This is a genomic window from Tumebacillus amylolyticus, from assembly GCF_016722965.1.
In the GTDB taxonomy this organism is placed as follows: Bacteria; Bacillota; Bacilli; order Tumebacillales; family Tumebacillaceae; genus Tumebacillus; species Tumebacillus amylolyticus.
In genome coordinates, this window is sequence record NZ_JAEQNB010000006.1 from 63318 (window position 1) to 84298 (window position 20981).

The window sequence follows — 20981 nt, forward strand, 5'->3', positions numbered from 1 at the left end:
GTTTTTGATTGCTTTGGCATCCTCCCATAATCGCCCAACCAAACCAAAGTTTGCGCGTATCCAAAGTGCTTAAACGCGTGTTAAGATTCAAACAGTTTCGGTAAACCAAACTGAATGGGGGGAACAAAGCCTTGAAACGTGATGTGTTTGACAACCTGCTTCACCGGATCGGCGGAAAGTTACAAATATCCGACACTCAACGCGATTTAGCGAAAGGCCACTATGAAGCGGTTGGGCGGTGGCTCGCAGCAGACGAGAATCTCTACTCTGGTGCGGATATGCAAATCTACGCACAAGGCTCTTTGAGAATCGGTACCACGGTGAAGCCGATATCGGGGCAAGAGTTCGATCTCGACATTGTCTGTGAGTTTGATGCAAAATGGCGCGGAAAAGATTCCATCGAACTTCTTCGTGCTGTTGAACATCGACTTCGTATGAACAAGACTTACGCACCGATGGTCCAAGTGATGAAGCGTTGCGTTCGTTTGAATTACGCGAACGATTTTCACATGGATATTTTGCCTGCAGTTCCGGCAGATGACAGCGGCAACGGTTGCTTAAAGGTCCCAGACCGCAAGTTGAAGGATTGGAAAGACTCTAATCCGAAAGGCTACGCCGATTGGTTCGAGAAGGAAGCAGAGCGAATTCTCCAAGTTTTCATGGAGAAATCGGCTGAAATTGAGCCTTTTCCGGATGATGAGACGTTCGATTTCAAACCTCCGTTGAAACGCGCGGTCCAATTGATCAAGCGCTATCGTGACGTACACTTTGAGAGCGACTCCGAAAACGCCCCGATCTCCATCGTTTTGACAACCCTTGCAGCGCGTCATTATAAGGGTGATTCATCGGTTTATGGCACGATCATGTCCATTCTGAAGGAAATCAAAGCAAGCATTCCCAAGAATGGTAAGCGTTTGATTGTACTTAATCCGAAAAATGAACGGGAAGATTTGAGCGAGCGTTGGGACGCTGAACCGGAGAAATATCAACACTTTATCCGATTCATCGATCACTTCGAGGATACGTGGGCTCAGCTCAATGCGCAGCAGGGAATCTCTAACATCACAGACAGACTCAAGGCTATGTTTGGGGAATCTGTGACTGAAGGTGCCTTGTTGGAACAGGCAGCTTACTTTGAAAAGGCACGTAAGAGCAATTTGCTCAAGGTATCTAATATAACTGGTGGTATCACCACTATTGGAGCGGGTTCCACATTCATCAAGGGGAATTCTTTCTATGGGGAAGAGTAAAAAATTTCCTCGTGCGAAGTTCATCTCTTTGGCTCTTCAAGATATGGTGTTGAGGGCACGTTTTGCTTCGTTCAAGGTCGTACAACGTAGCCATCAACTCATCACCTGGGAGGGTGAAATCCAACCCACAGATATAAGCGAAATATATCGAGTGAAGATTGAATATTCACAAAAAGAATATGCGCCCAAGGTGTGGGTTGTGTCACCTCAACTGCGTAGCCGTGGAGATGATAAAATCCCTCACACGTATCCTGGGAAGCGACTATGCCTATACCTCCCACGAACTGGTGAGTGGTCGCGAGATCAACTCATCGCAGAAACGTTCGTTCCTTGGACGAGTCTTTGGTTGTACTACTACGAAATGTGGCACGCCACCGGGCAATGGCTTGGTGGCGGCGTCCACCATGAAGGAGGGGAAAAATCAGATGCGTAAGATTTTGGCAATTGATGGCGGCGGGATCAAAGGGGTGTTTCCCGCCTCCTTTCTCGCATCACTCGAAGAGAAAATTGGTCAGAACATCGGAGACTACTTTGACCTGATCGTTGGTACCTCAACTGGCGGTATCATCGCATTAGGGCTTGGACTCGGTATGTCAGCTCAGGAACTCTTGACGTTTTACGAGCAAAAGGGTCCTGGAATTTTTAGCAAAGAAACTCGTCGAGGTTGGCTTAGTCGCGCAAAGAAATCCAAATATGATCCGCAGGCATTGCAAAATGCGCTGATCGAAAGCTTCGGTGACCAGCTGTTGGGTGAGTGCAAAACTCGAGTCGTGGTACCATCTCAGAATCTGATCGATGGTAAAATTCACATTTACAAGACAGCTCATCATAAGCGATTTGTTACTGATTACAAGGAAAAAGTGGTTACTGCAGCTATGGCAACTACTGCTGCGCCACTCTTTTTCCCGGCTCATGTGTCAGAAACTGGAGTACCCATGGTCGATGGAGGTCTTGGCGCAAACAATCCTGTTGGTTTGGCGGTTGTCGAGGCGATTGGTGTCTTGGGGTGGGATGCATCTGACTTACGCGTCCTTAGCCTAGGATGCACCTCAGAACCTTTTGTTGTCGATTACAAAAGTTCTGGTTTAACAACGTGGGTCAACAATATCGCCATAATCAACACTTTCATGACAGCGCAATCTTTCCATTCTTTGGGGACCGCGATGTTGCTTGCAGGGAGAGATAATGTAGTCCGCATTTCTCCAACCGTTCCCAAGGACAAGTTTAAACTTGATGGCGTCGAGGGAATACAAGAGTTGAAGGCGTTGGGTGTATCGGAAGCCCGCGAGCAATTTCCTCTGTTAAGTGGTACATTCTTCCAAAGCAAGGCGGAACCGTTCGAGCCGCTTTATTCTCTTCAAACCGACGAAACAATTACCGACCTGATCGGACTCATTCGTAGGTAAGTGCATCCAGCAACAACAATACGGTATGCTGATGTAAAAAGATCGCTTTGATTCAAAGCGATCTTTTAGTTTTATCGAATGCAGTTGAATCGTCTTGTTTCAGACTTCAAAACAAATGTTTACATATCAATAAAATTGTGGAGGATCGTTCGTATTGTCTCATATATAGTGAAAGCATGTCTCGTATTTTCTGACATCTATCCTTGATCTAATGCGAGTTCAGAGAACCATCTGATACAACGCTTCGGCGATGAAACGCAACGGCACGAGGATGCGGTCGTTTTTCTGAAGGGGTGCCGCATCGAGGTCGTAATACTCGTCATTGACTTTGCCGATGGAGGAGCCGACCTTCAATTGAATCGTCGTATCGCCCTGTACGGCCGTTACGGTTTGCGTCGCTTCCTTCCATTGAACCTGCCCGCCCAACGCTTCGAAGATCGCGCGCACTGGTACCATCGTCCGGTCGTGGATCACCTCCGGTTGTGGGTCGAACACGACTGCTTTGCCCTCAAGCGTCACGGCGATGTTCCCTTCACTTGCTCCTACAGGCTGCGCTGCCCCGACGACGAACACCGAAGCGACGAGAACAGCCATCCATCTTTTTTTCATCTTCGCACCTCCACGTAAAAAGGAGTATTCGTCGGAATTTCACCTCAACCTCCACATACATATAATACTGCCGTTCCACGGGCATCAGCCCGAAATTGGGCGGGCGAATCTCTTGTGCGGGCGTCACCATACCAGGGCATGCGCATAGGATATAGGGACAGATGACCCATTTACCTTACACAATCAAACAGGGTCGTGCAGACGTCGGAAGCCTATGTGAGAGTTCTACGCACACAAGGCGAATGCCCCGCATAGTGATGGTACTACTTGCGGCATCGGCCTATTTCACACGACGTCGCAACGTGACAGAATCACCCGAATGGCCTGCACGTTCTGTTAACCTAAGAGGAGGTAGCGAGATGAGCACTGAGAAAGACTATCGCGCCCGGGAGATCATTACCAACGCGGTCTGCGGCAAAGGCAGCAAATACTCCCAGACCACCTTCACAATCTTTCCGGGGAACCGTCCTACCACCATTGGTGGCTGCTGGGTGATGAACCATACCTTTGAGGCTCAGCTGGTGGGGGACGCCGTCGAAGTGGTCGGCAACTTTGATATCAACGTTTGGTACTCGTACGACGGCAACAGCGAGACGGCAATCGCCAAGGACACCGTTTCCTACAGCGAATCGATCCCGCTGCGTGACCTCGACCCGCACTGCACCCGCGACGGACTGCGTGTGAGCGCAAAAGCGGTTCAACAACCGAACTGCCTCGACGCCAACGTCGTTGACAACGGCAGCGAGATCTTGGTCCGCGTAGAGAAAGAACTGTACGTCGAAATCATCGGCCAAACGAAAGTTTGGGTACTCACCGTTGATGCGCCGAACTTCAAAGACGTGGAAGACGACGGCGAAGACGATGTGTACGAAGAAGACGATTTCGAAGACTGATCGGGCGACGCCTTGCGCGTCGTCTTATTTTTTTGCTCGGAACAGGGACAACCGTCTGCCTCATACCCTAATGGCAACGGATAGGGAAGGAGGAGACGCATGAACCCGTTTGTTCCCGAACAACGACGTTCGAAACAGAGCGCGAAAAAACGGCGCGGCCCTTCGCAAGCCTCCTTGCAAGCGCCTACGCCGTTACCTACCCCCACACTCTCTCCAGACCTCAAACGCGCATCTGTCCACTTCGACCTGACCGATCCGGACCAACTGCTGCTGTATCTTTTGGTCAGCCGTGTTCTCACAGGACGCAAGCTTCGCCGCACGATCACAGACTACGACCTCAACCAGATCAAACGCGAGGTCGAACGCTTGGAAGAGCGTTTGCAATACTAATCGACCCGATCTCTGCATCGGGTTTTTTCTTTCCGGAGGGGATTCTCGTGTCCCAGAGACCACTTGGTATGACGTGCATTCAGGCGTGGCCCGGTACGCAGGAAAAACTCTTGAGCCTGCCGGGGGAGTGGCATGAACACTTGAAGTTGCATACACAAAACCGTCGCGATGAAATCACCATCCGCTGTGGAAACCGCGAAACGGTGGCGGAAGTGGTGTTCACCGACGAGGAGGACGTGCAAGCGACGGACGCTTTGCGGGTGGAGCTTTTGTTGCCCAAAGGCAAGATCGCGGTGAAAGCGCTCGACGGTGTCTTGCACTTCGGACCGTTTGTCGGGCTGTATTGTGCGCCGTCGGAGCATCCGGGGAAGCCGTTCGGGGGGCTTACGTCGCTGTTTCGCGACATGATGCCGCTCGCCGACGAGCTCGGCGTGTCGCTCTACGTGTTCACACCGGGCGATGCGCGTTGGAAGGAAGGGTGGGTGAACGCTTCCATCTACAACCGGCAGACGAAGCAGTGGCAAAAAGTCAAACGCCCGCTGCCCGACCTCGTGCTGCCGAAAATTCTCGGCACACCGCCCGCTTGGCGAGAAGAAGTCCTGCATGACACCAAGCAGTTCCACCATCTCGTCACGCACGGCACGTTCAACGATGCGACGGGCAACAAATGGACGGTGCATCAACAGCTTGAAAAAAACCCCGCCGTGACGCGTTGGCTCCCGGAGACGCATCGCATCACACAGCCGGGAGATGTGGAAGCGATGCTCTTGCGCCACGGCTCCGTCTACATCAAACCCGCTTTCGGCACGCAAGGGATGATGATCTACAAACTGGATCTGCTCAAAAGCGAAGATCCGGCGCAAGCGAAATCAACTCCTTCGCAAACGACTGCCCGTTCGGTCGAGCGGCCTCCCGCAGGCAATCACGTCCTCGTCCAACACCGCTCGAAATCCAAATCCCTGCACCGTCGCTTCCACTTCGCAAGCCCCGCCCTGCGCACGTTCCTCAAAAAACACTTCCTCGCCAAGCGCACGTTTCTCGTCCAGCAGACCCTGCCTCTGCTTACGTTGCGCGGAGGTCGCCCGGTCGACTTCCGGTGGCTGATGCAAAAAGACGGCACCGATACGTGGAGAGTCACGGCCCGCGTCGCCCGCGTCGGTGCGGCGAATCGCTTGACGACCAACTTGCACACCGGCGGCGCTGCGGTACTGGCAGAGACGCTTTTGCAAAAAAACGGCTGGCCGGACCTCAAGTCCCGCCGCCGTCTGCTCCAAGACCTCGACGACGCCGCCCTTGCGATCTGCCAAACGCTTGAAACAAACACCGGTCGCATCGGCGAACTCGGGCTCGATTTCGGCATTTCAAAGCTTGGGGAAGTCTATCTGATCGAAGTCAACCCCCGTCCCGGACGGCAGATGTTGCTCGACACATCGCCCGACCTGCGGCGATTGTCACTTCTCCGCAACCTTGAATATGCTAAGAGCACTACAGGGTATCAGCCCTGAAAGTGACAAGCACAAGAGGAGGGACGGGAGATGGCGAACCCCACCCGCATTCGCATCGACACCGTTTCCTCGTTGCAGGGCGGGGTGTTGTTGTTACCGAAATTGGCGATGAAAAGTCTGCAACTGGCCAATGGCAGCATGTGCCGAGTCGCGTACGGCGGGAGGGAAACGCGGGTACAGGTGCGCGAACTTCCGGCCAAGGCTGAACAAGGCCGCGCCCAGCTCGCAGAGGACGTGCGGCGTGAGTTGTTGATGCCGGACAGCGCTCGCGTAGATCTCTTGCAAAGCACCGGTGGGCTGCGCTTCGGATATGTGCTGGGCATCATCGCCCAACTCAAAACGGAGAGCGAGACGCTCGTCGGCCAGCAGGTGCCGGTGTTCAAACATCTCTTGAACGCAGCAGAGGAAGAGGGGATGACCGGCTACGTGTTCTCTCCGCTCGACATCGAGTGGGAGCAGGACTTCGTCACCGGCTATGCTTGGGACAGCAGCCATCGCGTATGGCGAAGACGCCGGATGCCGATGCCCGATGTCGTGTACGACCAGATCGTCTCGCGGGTTTTTCAGAAGCGCGACGACGTCGCCGAGCAACGGGAGCGCTTGTTGAAGATGGTACGTCCGCGGGGATTCAACCCGGACTTTTTTGACAAATCACAAGTTCATACGTGGTTGTCGGGCGCCCCGCGCACCAAAAACTTGGTGCCGGACGCGATCACGTTTAAAACCAGTACGCAAGCCAGCCAATTTCTCTACCGACATTCCGATGTCTATATGAAGCCGATCCACGGCTCTCTCGGCATTGGCATCTTGCGGTTGAAACGCCGACCGGAAGGCCAGGTGCAGTACCAGATGAAGAAAAAAGGCGGCGCCCTCGTGCAAGGCACGGCCGGGTCGATCTCCGAATTCTTGAAAAAGTTCGCACCGCGCCTGCGCAAAGGCCCGTATCTCATCCAAGAAACGCTGCGGCTGAAAACCTGGCAAGGAAGGCCGTTCGACATCCGCCTGCTCCTGCAAAAGGACGGCACGGGCAAGTGGAATCGCACCAAGACGTTCTGCCGCATCGCCCAAGACGGTGATATCACAAGCAACCTCTCCACGGGCGGGGACGCACTTGCAGTCAAAGCGGTGCTCAAAGACATCTTGCCCGGTGACAAGGCGGTCAACCGCGTGATGCGAGAGCTGAGTCAGATCGCCGAAGACGTGCCCGCCGTGCTGGAAGCGACGGTGGAGGGCACGCTCGGCGAGTTGGGGCTCGACCTCGGACTCGATGAGAACGGCAAGATCTGGGTCATTGAAATCAACTCCAAACCGTGGAAGAAACCGAACATCGAAGACGGCGAATGGCGCGAGTTGTCATTGCTCGCGTTTGCGCGGCCCGTACAGTTCGCGAAATATCTGTGCCAAACGACCCGCGACCGCTAATCCACACGCAGAAAGGAGACATGGCTATGGGGTACCTGCTGTTGCATTCGGGTCAACCGTCCGCCAAGCGTTTGCTGAGACGCGTGGTAGAGTGCACCGGCGTGGAAGACCTAAACCCGGTGGCCAGTCATGATGTTGTTATTCGCTTCGGGAACACAAACGGGGACGACAACCGGGCGGCTTGGACGCTGAACCCTCGCCAAGCGATTCTAAATACAGCGCCGCGCAAAAAAATGCTGCGGATCTTGAAGCAAAACGGCGTGTACACCCCTTCTGTCAATATGGAAGGGGGGGCGGAGTTGCCAAGCGACGTGGTCTTGGAGAACGGCAACCGCGTCAAGCTGATTCGGTACTACCGGGTGCCGATCTTCGACTTGCAGCCGATCGGTGTGTATCGGGCGGACAGCAAGGACGTATGGCTGGAATCGCGAGTGAGCCAGACCAAGGACCGTTTCCAAGAAGTGCCGTTCGATGAGGACGTGTACGCCACGCGCGCGGTGCGGCTTGCCCTTCGTGCCTTGCACGCCCTCGGACTGGACTTCGGCCTCGTGACGCTCGCCATCACGGCGCGCGATCGCACGATCTGTTTGAACGTCAACCCGGCTCCGATCTTGCACGGACGCATGCTGGAGCAATTCGAGGAAGCCATCAACGCCTTCATCACACGTGACAGCTCCGAACAGATCGACTGGGAGCGCAACGGCCGCTACGGCCGCGTGTTGAAGATGGGCACCGACCTCGAATTCATGTTGCGTTCGGCACAGGGTCGGATGGTGATGGCTTCGAAGTTTCTGCCGCGCAGCGGCCGGGTTGGCTGTGATGATCGCAGCCTCGCCCAAGACGGCGAACGTTTCCCGCTTGCAGAAGTGCGACCCGATCCGGCAACCAACCCCGAAGAGTTGATCACCAACATTCGGGAGACGCTGACCGACGCCCAGAAACTGATCCGCCCGCGCAACATCCAATGGCTGGCCGGCTCTATGCCGTTTAAAAACTTCCCGCTTGGCGGGCATATCCACTTTTCCGACCTGCCGTTCTCCTCCAGGTTGGTCAAAGTGTTCGATACCTACCTCGGGCTGCCCGTGATGATGATTGAAGCGAACACGACCGCCGCCAAACGCAGACCGAAGTACGGCTTCCTCGGCGACGTGCGCTTCAAGTCCCACGGAGGCTTTGAATACCGGACGCCGGGCTCTTGGCTGGTTTCGCCGGAGATTGCGCTTGCCGTCAGCGCGTTGGCGTACGTCGTCGCGGTTCATCACCGCGATTTGCGAGAGGACCTGTTCGTCTCGCCGCGCAAACAACGGCAGTTCTACCTCGCCGACAAGCGCGAATTGAATGCCGACTTCCAACGCATCTGGCAGCAGATTGAGTCAACCTCCACGTATCGTCGTTATCAAGGCGCGCTGCGCATCTTCCCGGAGATGGTCCGCCAAGGCATCTCGTGGGATGAAGCGGTCGACATCCGCCGAAGTTGGGGACTGCCCGTAGAAAAAGCGCCCGAGCCGCGCGCGGTCGTGCCCGTTTCAAAACGCAACGCGAAAAAGAGGGGGAGGAACTCGTGAACCAACTCCGATCATCTCTCGTTCTCTCCATCCCCCGCAAGAACATGGAAGAGTGGGGCTTGCAAAACGGTCGCACGGTGGGAGTTCAGTTTGGCTCCCTCCGTGGTCAGGCGGTGGTGCGCAGGCTGGATCGCGCCGAAGACGGCGGAGCGAGTTTGCACTTTGCGGGGGCTCAGCTCGAGTGGGGCCGTACTGGTCTGTCCGGCTCCTTGACGTTCAATCAAAAAGACGGCGTGCGAATCGGCCCGGTGATCGGGGTCATGACGCTTGGAGTCAAAGACGATCTCAAGCGCCCGGTCGGTGGACGCACCAAACTGCTCGGCGACTTCGTGCGGGCGGCCCGCGAATTGAATGCGCTCTGCTTCCTGTTCAACGCCTCAGACGTCGATTGGTCGCGCGGTCTCGTCAAGGGAGTGACGCTGGTTTCCGGCAAGACCGGCCCGACTTGGCGGATGCGCACGTTCCCATTGCCCGATGTCGTCTACAACCGCATCCCGCATCGCAACGGAGAAGTCTCCGCCGTCGTCATGCGTGCGAAAAAGGAATTCCGCGAGCGGGACATTCCGCTTTTTAACGAACGCTTTGTCAACAAGCGGGAGATGTACGCGTATATGCTGGGGCAAGAGCAGACCAAAGAACTGATCCCGCGCACCGATCGCATGCGAAATCCGGACGGCTTGGAGCGATTCTGTCGCACGCATCCCTACGTGTATCTCAAACCGATCGGTGGCAGCCTCGGCATGGGCATCCTCGCCGTGAAACGCCGAGCCGACCATTTTGTCACGAGATATCGCAAGCAAGGTCGGCACCGGACGGCGAAGTTTCGCGAAGCTCGCTCTCTCTACTCGTTCGTGAAACGCTACAACCCCGATCGCATCTATATGATGCAAGAGGGCATCCACCTCATGCAACACGAGGGCAACCCGACCGATTTTCGCGTACACATGCACAAAAACGGCTCCGGCCACTGGCAGGTCGCAGGCATCGGAGCCAAGATCGCGGGCAAGGGGGCCGTGACGACCCACGTTCATAACGGCGGGCACGTGCTTTCCGGCGACGAAGTGTTCCGCGATTGGTACGGTCCGGAAGCAGAGTTGATGCGAGAACGGGTGACAGAAGTGGCGGTTCGTGTGGCGCAGACGATGGAAGGCATGCTGGAAGGCCCGGTCGGCGAATGGGGGCTCGATGTCGGGATCGACGAGAGCCGTCGGATCTGGGTGTTTGAAGCGAACGCCAAGCCGGGGCGGGCGATTTTTGACCATCCGGATCTCCAAGAAGCGGGACGGCGCTCTGCCCGTTTCCTCATTGAATATGCGGCGCATCTCGCCCGCTTTCCCGTCTCTCGGGGAGGGGGGTCCGAATGAGCGAGCAGAATCGATGGATCGGCATCTTGAGCGTGCGTCGTCCGGGGTCGAAATCATTTCGGGGCAATCACGAAAACTTCCACGACATCTGTGAGATGGGACGGCGGCTGGGATTGAACGTCGCCGTCTATCTTGCAGAAGGGATGCTGGGTTCGGAGGAACGCATCGAAGCCTATCTCCAACGCCGTGTGGCGGGCAAACGCGTTTGGAAAAAGACGACCCTCCCGTACCCGTCGGTCGTCTACAACCGCGTGCCCGATCGCAAAGCGGAAGTCCTCCCCGCTGTGCAACGCGCCAAAAAAAAGCTGGCGGAGCGCGGCATCCCGATGTTCAACCACAGCTTTTTTGACAAGCGGCAGTTGTCGGAGTGGCTGGCGGGAGCAAAGGAGACGGCGGGGTATCTGCCGGAGACGGAGGAGATTACCGACGCAGCTCAACTGGACTCCTGGTTCGGACGAAGTCCGTTGCTCTATGTGAAACCTGTGGACGGCAAAGCAGGGGACGGTATTTTGCAAGTGCAACGTCTGCGAAACGGCACAGGCGGCTGGCAGGTGGTCGCTCAGCAAAACGGGCGGCGCACGCGAACGCTCTATGCGACGCAGAGCGAAGCGGCACATGCGGTGTGGAACCGCGTGCGAGGTCGCGCGTTCCTGATTCAGCAGGGCATCGACTTGGCAACGTGTCGGCGGCGCAAGTTCGATTTGCGCATGCTGGTGCAGAAAAACCAACACGGGACGTGGAAAGTCACCGGAGTCGGCGCACGAGTCGCCGATGCGGACGGCATCACGACGCATGTGCCAAACGGCGGCGAAATCGCGCCGGCCCGCACGACGTTGCAGACGGCGTTTGGCAACGAGCGGGGCGACGAGATTCTCTCGAAAGCCCGCGAGACGGCCGTTGTGTTTGCACGGACGTTGGAGCAATGCGTCCGTCGCGAGGGCGGGTTGCTGGGCGAGATCTCGTTGGATGTCGGCGTCGATACCTCCGGAAACTTGTGGTTCTTCGAAGCGAACGCCAAACCGATGAAGTTCGACGAGCCGCGCATCCGGGCGATGTCGCTGATGCGATTGCTTCGCTACTGTGAACACCTCTGCCGCACACGTAAAAAAGCCCCTGGCGTCTGAGACGCGCAGGGGCTCTTTTTTATCAAGACGGGTCCACGGTGATGCGTTCCTGAATGCGGCGGAGAATCTGGAAGCGGTTCAGCATCCGAACGAGATGATGTTGGTCTGCTTCGCGGATGAACAGGAATTGCACTCCGTAGAAGTAGGTGCCTTCGACTCCTTGGCGCTTCCAGACGATGCGCCCGAGGAGGTTGTGTTCTTCGCCGTTCAATTCGATCAGAAACTGCCAAGCCAACAACTCGCTGTCCGGCAGGTCTCTTCTGGACATGAAGCTCAAACCGCCTCCCGAGATGTTCTCCACGAATCCGTCGAGCATCTCCCCGGTGCGAAATGTCTTGTTCCCCAGCGTCCGAAGCCGGAATCGGCAAGCGGCCCGTACGCTGATGCGATGGTACTGACGCGCGTTCGTTTGTCCGTTCATGACGGGTACGGGGCTCCTCGTTGTTTTCTGAAATGAATTGACTCTTTACAAATTATAATACGTTGCGTCTACTCCGTTTGTCAAAGTCCATCCTCCTTGGAAGGGAAGTTTTCCCTCCATGCAGAACAAAGTAAAGGAGAAGCGTAGGGAAGAGAGGATGAGCTCGATGAAAGAGGTTCGAATCTACCAGATGGACGCATTCACACACATCCCGTTTGGCGGCAATCCGGCCGGTGTCGTACCGGATGCAGACGGTTTGACAGACGAGGAGATGCAGCAGATTGCGCGCGAGATGAACGTTTCGGAGACGGCGTTTGTTTGCAAATCGGAGCGTCCGGGCGCCGACGTGCGCGTGCGATTTTTCACCCCGACGGAAGAGATTGATCTCTGCGGGCATGCCACGATCTCGACGTTTGTCGTCTTGGGCCTGGAGGAGCGCTTCGGGTCGAAGTTGCCGTTGACGGTGGTGCAGGAGACCAATGTCGGTCTGTTGCCCGTGATGATCTCACGCGACGGCGAGGGCCGCATCCAAGCGTTCATGACGCAGGCTGCTCCGGCGTTTGCGTCTTGTGATCTAAACCGTGAGGACGCTGCGAAATTGCTGGGTCTTGCGGTTGACGATATCGACCCGAACCTGCCGATTGGGCTCGCGTATACGGGGCTTTGGGATCTGTTCGTGCCGATTGTGGGTGTGGAGCCGTTCGAGCGCATGCAGCCGGACCTCGCCGCAATTACGACGTTGAACAAATCGCTCGGCGTGGCGAGCACGCATTGCTATTCGCTTTCGACCTCGACGCCGCAAGCGCACCTCCATACGCGAGATTTCTCACCGGCTGTCGGCATTCCGGAAGACCCGGCGACGGGGACTGCAAACGGGGCGCTCGGCGCGTTCTTGCTTCATCACGGGATCTTCCAACCGGAGCGGGAGAACGTGCGGTTGTTGGTGGAGCAGGGCTTTGAAATCAACCGTCCAAGCTACTTGCATGTCGAAGTGGACGGGGAGCCGCGCAGTCCGCGCACGGTGCGAGTCGGCGGGACGGCGGTGCCGATTTTGCAAGGGACGATGCGATTTTAAGATCTTGTAGTTGACAGAGTGGGAGTCGACCGCTTAAAATTTCGTGGAACTGATACCCTAGTACATAAGAATCTTTCCAACACATGGAGGAGTTCCATGAACGATCGTTTGCAACTGATTCTCATGAATTTGATTCCCAAGAACACGATCTCCCGCATGGTCGGCAAATTTGCGGCCTCCGGGTTCAGTCGCATGTTCATCCCGCTGTATGCCCGCAAGTTCAACATCAACTTGGATGAAGCGGAGCATCCCTTGGAGGAATACCCGAGCTTGGTGCAGTTCTTCGTGCGTCGCTTGAAGCCGCACTTGCGTCCGCTTGCCGAGGGCGACGATGTGGTGGTTTCGCCGGTTGACGGCAAAGTCTCGCAGTACGGCCTCATTGACGGTGGTCGCGTGGTGCAGGCGAAGGGTGTGACGTACACCGTCGAGGAGTTGCTGGGCGGAGACAAGGAACGGGCGAAGCGCTATGAGGGCGGGACGTTTATCACCGTGTACCTCAGTCCGACCGACTATCATCGCATCCACACACCGCTTGCGGGAAAAGTGACCGGGTACACGTATGTACCGGGCACGCTTTTTCCGGTCAATCCGTTTGGCGTGCGGGCGGTGGCGGGGCTGTTTGCGAAAAATGAACGGCTGATCACGTACTTTGACACGACGGCGGGTGAAGTGGCGCTGGTCAAGGTAGGCGCGACGATCGTCGGGTCTGTGAAAGTACTCTACGATGTGAAAGCGGGTACGAACATCCGTGGCGGACGTCTTGAGAAAAAGTCGGTCACCGACGGCCCGTGCTATGCCAAGGGCGAAGAAGTCGGGCGGTTTGAGTTTGGCTCGACGATCATTCTGTTGTTTGAACCGGGAGCGGTTGAGTTGAACGGAGACCTCCATCCGGAGCGCCGCGTTCTGCTTGGCGAAGCGATCGGGAACGTGTTGCGATAAAAAAAGAGCCGACTCCGCGAGGGGGTCGGCTCTTTTTTTCAGACTCTCTTTTCCTTGAAACATGAGGTATAATAGAACGAATATACGTCAAGGTACCCGCGTACCCATAACAAACAAAACTTGAGTCCCGTACGGAGAGGAGATGACCAGTATGAACCGATTCATTAACGTCAAGACGTTGTCTGGAGAACTGAAACGCACAGAAATTCGTCGGGGGATGGGCTATCGATTGACCAACAAGGAGATGATCTTGCTTCGCGAAGACATTTCGTACCACATCTTGTTGGAGGACATCCTCGGTCTGATCTCCCGTGATGAGGAAGACACGCAAGTCCACAACCACATCGTCGGAGATATCCGCGTCACAGCGAACATGAGCAACGGCGCGAACACGTATAAAATAGTCGTCCACAAGATGCGCGTCTACAACCGCAGCGGCGTTCATGAACGCGGCGCTTCGACCCTGTACGCCAACTTGTCGAACGGATTCAGTGAACAACTGGTGGAACTGCTGCAGGCGATCTGACATACGATAACCCAGACCTATAGATTACTGTCTGGGGGAATCCATCATGGCTGCAGCACCGAAGAAACCGGCTTCCAAGAACACGAAGAAAAAAGTCCTGAGCGACAACGTCCGCCAACCGCAAATGCAAATCGTCACGGTCGATGTCTGCCATAAATGCCCGAGCGTCTGCCCGCGTGGCTCGCAGTATATGGAGAATATGAAAACGCCCGGGGCCGTCGGCTTTGGCGTTCCGTGCCACTTGCGCAAAAAGTAAGGACCTGGAGAGAGCGGGCGACGAGGGCGGAGAGGGGATTCCTGCTTATGTCACTGATCGAAGATATTCGTGTACTGGCAGCGGACGTCCGTGTCCGCTCTGTCAACCCGCGCGACCCGGTGCATGTGCGCACGCATCCGGACTCCTGGCGCTGTGTCGGCGTCGGCAACTCGGCGGCGGTGTTTCAACCGAAGGACCATCCAGAGTTGGCGATTAAGATCTACGCCCCCGAGTTTGAGGATGTGTGTGCCACCGAAGCGGGCATCTACGAACAGTTGGGGGACAATGAGTTTTTCCCGCGGTATTACGGGCGTGGAGAGGGCTTCCTCGTGATCGAGTACCGACCGGGCAAGAACCTCTACGACTGCCTCGTGCAGGGCGTCGAAATTCCGGAGCAAGCGATTCATGACGTGGACACGGCGATTGCGTATGCGCAAAGCAGAGGGTTGAACCCCTCCGACATTCATGTAAAAAATGTCCTCGTCCACAACGGACGAGGCCATCTCGTCGATGTCTCCGATTATCGCGAACTAGGCGACTGTAAGCGTTGGCCGGACCTGAAGTCCGCGTATTACGATTACTACCGCAACCTGTACCGACCGGGACTCACGGTGCCCTCCTGGGTGCTGGAAACGATCCGCAAGTGGTATAAGTCCCCCGAGGGCGGCTCCTCGAACATCGGGACGTTTGCGGAGCGGATTATCCGGATGTTTTTTTGAAAATGCAGACAATCTAGCATCCCAACATAAAATTACCTGAGATTTTTCGTCACGAATCGTGCTATACTCCAGATGTAGCACTTCTAACTCGAACAACGACAATCTGGTTGAGACCCCGCTAATTGAGGAATTGGCGGGGCTTTTTTTTATTTCAGTACATATTCGGCGAGGACGGCTTGCAACTCGTAGTTGTTGATGTTTTTTTCGAGATGCTAGTACCGGCAAAAGCCCGTCCCTGTTGAGGACGGGCTTTGCGCTATGGTTTTTGCTTTTTGGAGAGATTGGCGAGGCCTTTGACCACTTGTCGGACCGTGTTGTAGTTTTCCGGTGTCAGGTAGTCTTTGAACGTTTTGGGTTGGTTGGGTTTCGGGGGGGTTTGTCCAAGGGGTTGAGGAGGAGCGCCAATCCGCCGTTTCACACCGCGATGAATCATCCTGGACATCTCATGAAAGGAATCATGTTGGACGATTTTCGCTGCATGTTGTGTCAGTTTGAGAAAGGTATCGAATTTCACCAGTACATCACCCATAACTAGTATATTCAGCAGGAGTGAATTTGTTTTGGTTGCCTGTCCTTGCAGGAAGTGGTACATAGGTACAGAAGTATGGAAATACAGTGAAAAACAGAATCGAGGATGAAGGGGCTGTCGGCAGGCAGTGAAACGCTTTTTTGGAATTCTGGCGGGTGCTACAGCGGCTGAGATGAGTTTGCATATCGATGATGCATTCGCTATGAGCTTGCAAGCGACGACGATGGCTTCGAGGATCGGGGCTGTTTTTTTGGGCGTTTTGATCCTGTTCGTTCTGATGCTGGTCATTCGTCGCTTTTTTGCGGCGGCCTTTTTCAATGGGTTTGTCGTGGCTTGCGGGTTGTTTCTGAGTTTTGATATTGTGGTGTTTCATTGGATCTTCCAGTTGCACCGATTGACGAACGGCCCGGAAGCGAATTGGTTGGAGCCGATCTTTGTCGTGTTTGGGTCATTGGCTGTTTTTTATGGATTGCGAAGAGAGTTGTTGAGAGGGAGGGTTCTACTTGTCAAACCAATGGGAAGTCAAGCAACTCGTGGAGCCGAGTGAGAAGGACTTGGAGCAGCTCTCGAACTTGCTGATCGATGTCGTGGCGGATGGTGCGTCTGTGGGGTTTTTGCCACCGTTGGGTGAAGCGGACGCTCGTACCTATTGGAAAGGCGTGTGGGCTCCCGGCGTTACGGTGTGGAGTGTATCTCTAGAGGGGACCCTCATCGGAACGGTTCAATTGCACGAAGCGCACAGCCAGAACGGCAAGCACCGCGCGGAGATCGCCAAACTGATGGTCCACTCCGATTGCAGAGGCCGTGGAATCGCCCGCGCCCTGATGAACGTCGCCGAAAAAAGCGCACGCGACCAAGGGCGCACGCTGCTCGTCTTGGACACCCGAGCAGGCGACCCGTCCAATTCGCTGTACCAATCCCTCGGTTTCATCGAAGCCGGACGAATCCCGAACTACGCCCGGTCTGCGGACGGGAACTTGGACGAGACGGTTTTTTATTACAAGCATTTTTAACTCCCGGCACCGCAACAGCTGTGGAGATGAAGCAACTTCCGAATAGACAAGCCGACCGGGAGCGAGAACAGGGCAATGGAGAGCAAGATCAGGACCATCACGATTGCTTTGATCCGCTCACGTCTTGCTTCATGTCGGTCATTCATCAAGGGCGCACCACCTTTTCTTCTATTTAGTCGGATTCACCTCGAAAGAAGTTACACAGGAAGGAGGTTCTTCGCTTGACCAAGGTACTTTCTATCTTCGTCGTCCTGCTCGCAGCAGGTACTCTAACCGCCTGTTCACCTGTATCGCAAACGAACACCTCAACTCTGCCGGACGGCGCCGTCCAATGGGCGTTCACACAAGCAGATCAGCATCCGGACAAGGTCTTAACGGAACAGATCGGCAAAGCAACCAAGACCCTCGACATCGCCATCTACTCGCTGACCGAGGACGGCATCGTCCAGGGCATCCTCGACGCGAAAAAACGCGGCGTCACCGTCCGCATCATCACCGACAAGCAACAGATGGGCAACAAAACCCAAACGGAAAAGCTCAAACTTCTGAAAAAATCCGGCATCCCGATCAAATACAACACCCACTCCGGCCTCATGCATCTCAAAGTCACGATCATCGACGGAGTCGAATGCACGACCGGTTCTTTCAATTACAGCAACCAAGCCTCCACCTCCAACGACGAAGTTCTGCTCGTCGTCAAGGACGCCAAGGCCACTCAAGCTTTCGAAGACCAGTTTCAACGCATGTGGGATGACAAGAAGGGGTTCACCGACTACAAATAAGTCAACAAAAAAACTCTCGTGCCGCTCAAGTGGCACGAGAGTTTTTTCTACCTGGTAAGTTATCGGTTTGTGAGGGTACGCCCTCGTTTCGCATCGTGAAGCAGCGATTTCAGGAGAGGCTTGAGTTCCAACGGGACTTCCTGCGGGATGACGGACGCGAAAATTTCTTGTGTGCGGGCCAGTCGTTCGTCGCGGTTTTTACGGACATAATCGTACAACTCCTCACCGCGCCCCCCGTTCGGAAGTAGGAAGGAGTAGGGCGACTCTTCCAACATCAGAAGGGAGAGTCGAACAACTTGAAGCTTTTCATCCGGTTCAAACAGCAAGTAATTGCCGCGTTCCGAAGAGAACACCCCACTGCGCAGGAGCGCCGGTTGGAAGTTCATCAAGCGCGTGCGGACATGATCCAACTGTGCCACCATCTCCTCCAACGGCCCAAAACTCAAGCGGTGGGCCAATCGCTCCTGACCGTCTTCGAGCAGGCTCCATGTGCAGTGTTGGAGATTGACGTCCCCTTGCTGGGAGGGAGGCAAGTTCAAACAGTCCTCCAAAGTCAGCAAGTCGCTTGTGATTCCGCGATAGAGAGCCAGTTGTAGTCTGTTCACAAGACAGCCTCCTTAAATAGCATGACCAAGCAGTCGACCGATCGCGACCAGTTCGGCTGCGTAGATTTGCGTCATGCCTCCGCCGGTCGGATACATCTGGTTGATATAGGTGGGGTACGTCGTGCGGCCCCCGCCACCGATGAAGGTGGCCCCGAACTGTTGCACGCCGACTCGGTCTGTGCCAACGAGACCTTGGAACACGCCGGCCCATGCCGCTTGGTCTGCAATGTTTTGCGCCGCCGGATTTGCAGGCAAAGGAATCATCATCGCTTCCACATCGGTTCCCGCCGGGTACAACGAAGACCGAACATCCCGTGTACAGTTGGCGTACGTGAATTCGAAATGTTCAAATGTGTGCCCGTTTTCAACGTGGAAGACCCGCTCTTGCCGAATATTCAACCTGACATTATAGGGCGCGACGCCACCACCGGGAGCTCTCGTAAACGTCACCGAATTCAAGGTGGCGCCGCCGGTCCCCCCATGACCACGAGGACCCGGTTGACCCACGAAGGTAGGAGCATGTCCAATAACTGCCGCCCAACTGAGAGTCCCGCCGACCGCACTGGACCCCGAAGCGCTGCGCACACTTGCGGCTGCCCAATTGTGTGTATGAGACAGGTCGAGGAGGTCGACCGTCTCGGCATCCGTAGGAGCACCCGCCTGTGCACGAACGTGGGCGATGGTTTGACCGATTTGAGCGGCCCCCCAGGTTGCGATCAGATTCATACATGCGGTTGCCGCGTTCGGCGTGCTGAGGAAACCTTGCAGGTTGGCCGCTGTCATGCCGGCTGCGCGGGCACTTGCTGACAATTGCCCCACCTGAAGCGGGGTCAGGCCCGCGGTGATCAGGGCATAACTGGAAGCGTTGAATCCGGGGGTATTGATCAACCCGCCAAGGTTGGCCGGTGCCAAACCGCTTGCACTCGCAGATGCTGCAAATTTGGCCAGTTCAGAGGCAGACCATCCGGCCGTGAGCATCGCGTAACTTGCGGCGGGGAAGTTTCCTTGCGAGAGCAGGGTTTTGACTTGATTGCCTGCGATTCCTGAATTCAACACTTCTCCAAGGAACAAGCCCAGATTATTAGCTGTCCACGAAGCCACCAACATCGCTTGCACCAAAGCCGGCAGCCCGGGGAGTGCGAGGAACGTTTGCAAAGTTCCCGGGAGAACGCCCGCATTCAACGCATGTCCGATGAAGGTACCAAACGAAACGGCAGCCCAGCCACCGGTGATGACTCCTCCGAGGGTCGCGATCATCCCGCCTGTCGCGAGCATCGCTTGCACGTTGGATGCCGTAACTCCCGCAAGTCGTACGGCTGCCAGAAATTGCGCGACTTGAACGGGGGACAAGCCTGTACCGATCAGACTTGCGCTAGACGCCGGTATTCCATTTGTACTCAGTAATTCTTGGATCTGATCGGGATTCAGAGTGGCTGCGTGCAAGGCGGCTACGAACGTTCCGAACGAATCGGGAGCCCAAGTTGCATTCAGCATTTCCAAACTGGATGCGGGAAAACCGGCGTTTTTCACAAGCTTTTGCAAGGCATCTGCCGCCATGCCGCTTTCCACGGCCGTACCCAAGAAAGCACCGAGTTGAGAAGCCGTCCACCCTGCTGTGATCATGTTGTACAGATCGGCAACGAAGTCATTTTCCAACAGCGTTTGCAAACCTGCGGCTTGTGCGGTAGCTTTCAGGGCAGTTCCGATGAACGACCCGAAACTTGCGGTATTCCAACCCGAGCTAAGGGCTTTGGAAAGGATTTCAGCGAATCCGGCACCGCCCGCCAGCGTTTCAAGCAAAGCAGCGGCCAGCCCGGTGGCGCGAACTCCGTGGACAAACGCGGTGATGTCGTCATCTGTACATTTGGTTTGCAAGGCTTTTATCATGGAACTGGCTTTCTCGCCGGTGATCTGGCCGGCAGGGCAGAGGTCGTTGGACAGGGACGTGATGTGAGCGGCCGACGTTGTGGAAGGCAAGCGCAACATCCATTCTACGTCAGCAGCATCAAGATCCGGACAATTCGTGAGAACGTGCGCCGCGTCGGCGGAGGAACGCCCGTTTTTCACAGCGGGCGCGACTTTTAGGAGGGATGGAACCGTGCAAGTGGTCACTGCGGCGAGAATCAACATGTCGTCGGGAGTCGGCAAAGCCGCCAAGAGATCAAGCGTTTCCTGCGCTGTCCGTTTATGTGTCACAACCGCTTCTGCGATCTGGGACAAACTGCTCTCCTCATACTCTTGGGTGAAACCGTCTGCCAACGTTTTGGCATCACCGTTTGGGACATGGAGCCCGATTAATTTTTGTTCGACCTCTTCGCTGCGTTGGACAACTCCTTGTGTGGACGCGACGTGCCCGCGCAACAGTTGGCTGACTTTGGCGTTGCCAATTGAGCGTTGCAACGCCATGAGGGAGGCCGGATTCAGACCGTGAGAGGGTGTTGTAGGACGAGACGCCTGTGACACCGGGGTTTGCGGGTCGCGGCGTGGGACACTTTTGTTTACGTTTTGTGGAACTCGGCTGCTCATGAGCAGTTGAGCCTCCTTTAGTATTGGCGAATAAGTTGTTTACTTCTTCGTGGACGATTAAA

The 20981-nt window shown here is 55.6% G+C and carries 23 protein-coding genes; 18 read left to right on the forward strand and 5 right to left on the reverse strand.

Going from position 1 to position 20981, the window contains the following annotated elements; all coding sequences use genetic code 11:
* The first annotated feature begins 131 nt into the window (after positions 1-131).
* The 3 genes from JJB07_RS17975 to JJB07_RS17985 are packed head-to-tail and all read left to right on the forward strand — an operon-like array spanning position 132 to position 2656.
* On the forward strand, positions 132-1250 hold the full coding sequence (locus JJB07_RS17975; RefSeq protein WP_201637442.1) for a nucleotidyltransferase domain-containing protein: 1119 nt from the start codon (positions 132-134) through the stop codon (positions 1248-1250).
* Positions 1237-1683 (forward strand): type II CBASS E2 protein, encoded by a 447-nt coding sequence (locus JJB07_RS17980; RefSeq protein ID WP_201637444.1) that lies wholly within the window; start codon positions 1237-1239, stop codon positions 1681-1683. Before JJB07_RS17975 ends, JJB07_RS17980 begins: the two co-directional genes overlap by 14 nt.
* Positions 1676-2656: a CBASS cGAMP-activated phospholipase gene (locus tag JJB07_RS17985; RefSeq protein ID WP_201637446.1), complete on the forward strand. Its 981-nt coding sequence runs from the start codon at positions 1676-1678 to the stop codon at positions 2654-2656. Before JJB07_RS17980 ends, JJB07_RS17985 begins: the two co-directional genes overlap by 8 nt.
* Before the next feature lie 219 nt (positions 2657-2875).
* Here the strand turns inward: JJB07_RS17985 and JJB07_RS17990 are convergent, their stop codons facing one another.
* Entirely contained in the window at positions 2876-3265 is a 390-nt protein-coding gene (locus JJB07_RS17990; protein ID WP_201637448.1) for a copper amine oxidase N-terminal domain-containing protein, read from the reverse strand.
* A gap of 359 nt (positions 3266-3624) precedes the next feature.
* Between JJB07_RS17990 and cotE the strand changes: the two genes are divergently transcribed.
* The 7 genes from cotE (at position 3625) to JJB07_RS18025 (ending at position 11528) form a co-directional block, all read left to right on the forward strand.
* Positions 3625-4158, forward strand: a complete 534-nt coding sequence (gene cotE, locus JJB07_RS17995; protein ID WP_201637450.1) for an outer spore coat protein CotE — start codon at positions 3625-3627, stop codon at positions 4156-4158.
* A 99-nt stretch (positions 4159-4257) separates the two neighbouring features.
* Positions 4258-4548 carry a hypothetical protein gene (locus JJB07_RS18000; protein ID WP_201637452.1) on the forward strand — a complete coding sequence of 97 codons (291 nt, stop codon included), beginning with the start codon at positions 4258-4260 and terminating at the stop codon, positions 4546-4548.
* Positions 4549-4595: 47 nt separating this feature from the next.
* Entirely contained in the window at positions 4596-6053 is a 1458-nt protein-coding gene (locus tag JJB07_RS18005) for a YheC/YheD family protein (protein WP_201637454.1), read from the forward strand.
* Between the two features lie 30 nt (positions 6054-6083).
* Positions 6084-7475 carry a YheC/YheD family endospore coat-associated protein gene (locus JJB07_RS18010; protein ID WP_201637456.1) on the forward strand — a complete coding sequence of 464 codons (1392 nt, stop codon included), beginning with the start codon at positions 6084-6086 and terminating at the stop codon, positions 7473-7475.
* Between the two features lie 26 nt (positions 7476-7501).
* The gene (locus JJB07_RS18015) at positions 7502-9040 is read left to right on the forward strand and encodes a putative amidoligase domain-containing protein (RefSeq protein ID WP_201637458.1); all 1539 of its coding nucleotides are present in this window, start codon (positions 7502-7504) and stop codon (positions 9038-9040) included.
* Positions 9037-10404, forward strand: coding sequence for a YheC/YheD family protein (locus tag JJB07_RS24430; RefSeq protein WP_201637460.1), 1368 nt, complete (start codon positions 9037-9039; stop codon positions 10402-10404). The genes JJB07_RS18015 and JJB07_RS24430 overlap by 4 nt, the downstream gene beginning before the upstream one ends.
* Complete coding sequence (locus tag JJB07_RS18025) at positions 10401-11528, forward strand: YheC/YheD family endospore coat-associated protein (protein WP_201637462.1); 1128 nt, start codon at positions 10401-10403, stop codon at positions 11526-11528. Before JJB07_RS24430 ends, JJB07_RS18025 begins: the two co-directional genes overlap by 4 nt.
* Before the next feature lie 22 nt (positions 11529-11550).
* Here JJB07_RS18025 and JJB07_RS18030 read toward each other — a convergent pair whose 3' ends face one another.
* On the reverse strand, positions 11551-11949 hold the full coding sequence (locus JJB07_RS18030; protein WP_201637464.1) for a PilZ domain-containing protein: 399 nt from the start codon (positions 11947-11949) through the stop codon (positions 11551-11553).
* Between the two features lie 166 nt (positions 11950-12115).
* Here JJB07_RS18030 and JJB07_RS18035 point away from each other — a divergent pair, with 166 nt between their 5' ends.
* The 7 genes from JJB07_RS18035 to JJB07_RS18065 all read left to right on the forward strand — a co-directional run bounded on the left by JJB07_RS18035 (position 12116) and on the right by JJB07_RS18065 (position 17006).
* A complete protein-coding gene (locus JJB07_RS18035) occupies positions 12116-13024 on the forward strand; it encodes a PhzF family phenazine biosynthesis protein (RefSeq protein ID WP_201637466.1) in 909 nt (302 codons plus the stop codon).
* 96 nt (positions 13025-13120) lie between these two features.
* Complete coding sequence (asd, locus tag JJB07_RS18040) at positions 13121-13963, forward strand: archaetidylserine decarboxylase (RefSeq protein WP_201637468.1); 843 nt, start codon at positions 13121-13123, stop codon at positions 13961-13963.
* A 151-nt stretch (positions 13964-14114) separates the two neighbouring features.
* Positions 14115-14489, forward strand: coding sequence for a hypothetical protein (locus tag JJB07_RS18045; protein WP_201637470.1), 375 nt, complete (start codon positions 14115-14117; stop codon positions 14487-14489).
* 46 nt (positions 14490-14535) lie between these two features.
* Positions 14536-14745 (forward strand): hypothetical protein, encoded by a 210-nt coding sequence (locus JJB07_RS18050; protein WP_201637718.1) that lies wholly within the window; start codon positions 14536-14538, stop codon positions 14743-14745.
* Positions 14746-14792: 47 nt separating this feature from the next.
* Positions 14793-15464, forward strand: a complete 672-nt coding sequence (locus JJB07_RS18055) for a serine/threonine protein kinase (RefSeq protein ID WP_201637472.1) — start codon at positions 14793-14795, stop codon at positions 15462-15464.
* A gap of 656 nt (positions 15465-16120) precedes the next feature.
* The gene (locus JJB07_RS24075) at positions 16121-16540 is read left to right on the forward strand and encodes a DUF2243 domain-containing protein (RefSeq protein ID WP_201637474.1); all 420 of its coding nucleotides are present in this window, start codon (positions 16121-16123) and stop codon (positions 16538-16540) included.
* The gene (locus JJB07_RS18065; RefSeq protein WP_201637476.1) at positions 16497-17006 is read left to right on the forward strand and encodes a GNAT family N-acetyltransferase; all 510 of its coding nucleotides are present in this window, start codon (positions 16497-16499) and stop codon (positions 17004-17006) included. The genes JJB07_RS24075 and JJB07_RS18065 overlap by 44 nt, the downstream gene beginning before the upstream one ends.
* Here the strand turns inward: JJB07_RS18065 and JJB07_RS18070 are convergent.
* On the reverse strand, positions 17003-17152 hold the full coding sequence (locus tag JJB07_RS18070; RefSeq protein ID WP_201637478.1) for a hypothetical protein: 150 nt from the start codon (positions 17150-17152) through the stop codon (positions 17003-17005). The two genes, JJB07_RS18065 and JJB07_RS18070, sit on opposite strands and share 4 nt — an antisense overlap.
* A gap of 75 nt (positions 17153-17227) precedes the next feature.
* Here JJB07_RS18070 and JJB07_RS18075 point away from each other — a divergent pair, with 75 nt between their 5' ends.
* Positions 17228-17788, forward strand: a complete 561-nt coding sequence (locus JJB07_RS18075; RefSeq protein ID WP_236588189.1) for a phospholipase D-like domain-containing protein — start codon at positions 17228-17230, stop codon at positions 17786-17788.
* A 59-nt stretch (positions 17789-17847) separates the two neighbouring features.
* Here JJB07_RS18075 and JJB07_RS18080 read toward each other — a convergent pair whose 3' ends face one another.
* Both JJB07_RS18080 and JJB07_RS18085 read right to left on the reverse strand, forming a co-directional pair.
* A complete protein-coding gene (locus tag JJB07_RS18080; RefSeq protein WP_201637479.1) occupies positions 17848-18393 on the reverse strand; it encodes a hypothetical protein in 546 nt (181 codons plus the stop codon).
* 12 nt (positions 18394-18405) lie between these two features.
* The gene (locus JJB07_RS18085; RefSeq protein ID WP_201637481.1) at positions 18406-20919 is read right to left on the reverse strand and encodes a hypothetical protein; all 2514 of its coding nucleotides are present in this window, start codon (positions 20917-20919) and stop codon (positions 18406-18408) included.
* Between the last annotated feature and the right edge of the window lie 62 nt (positions 20920-20981).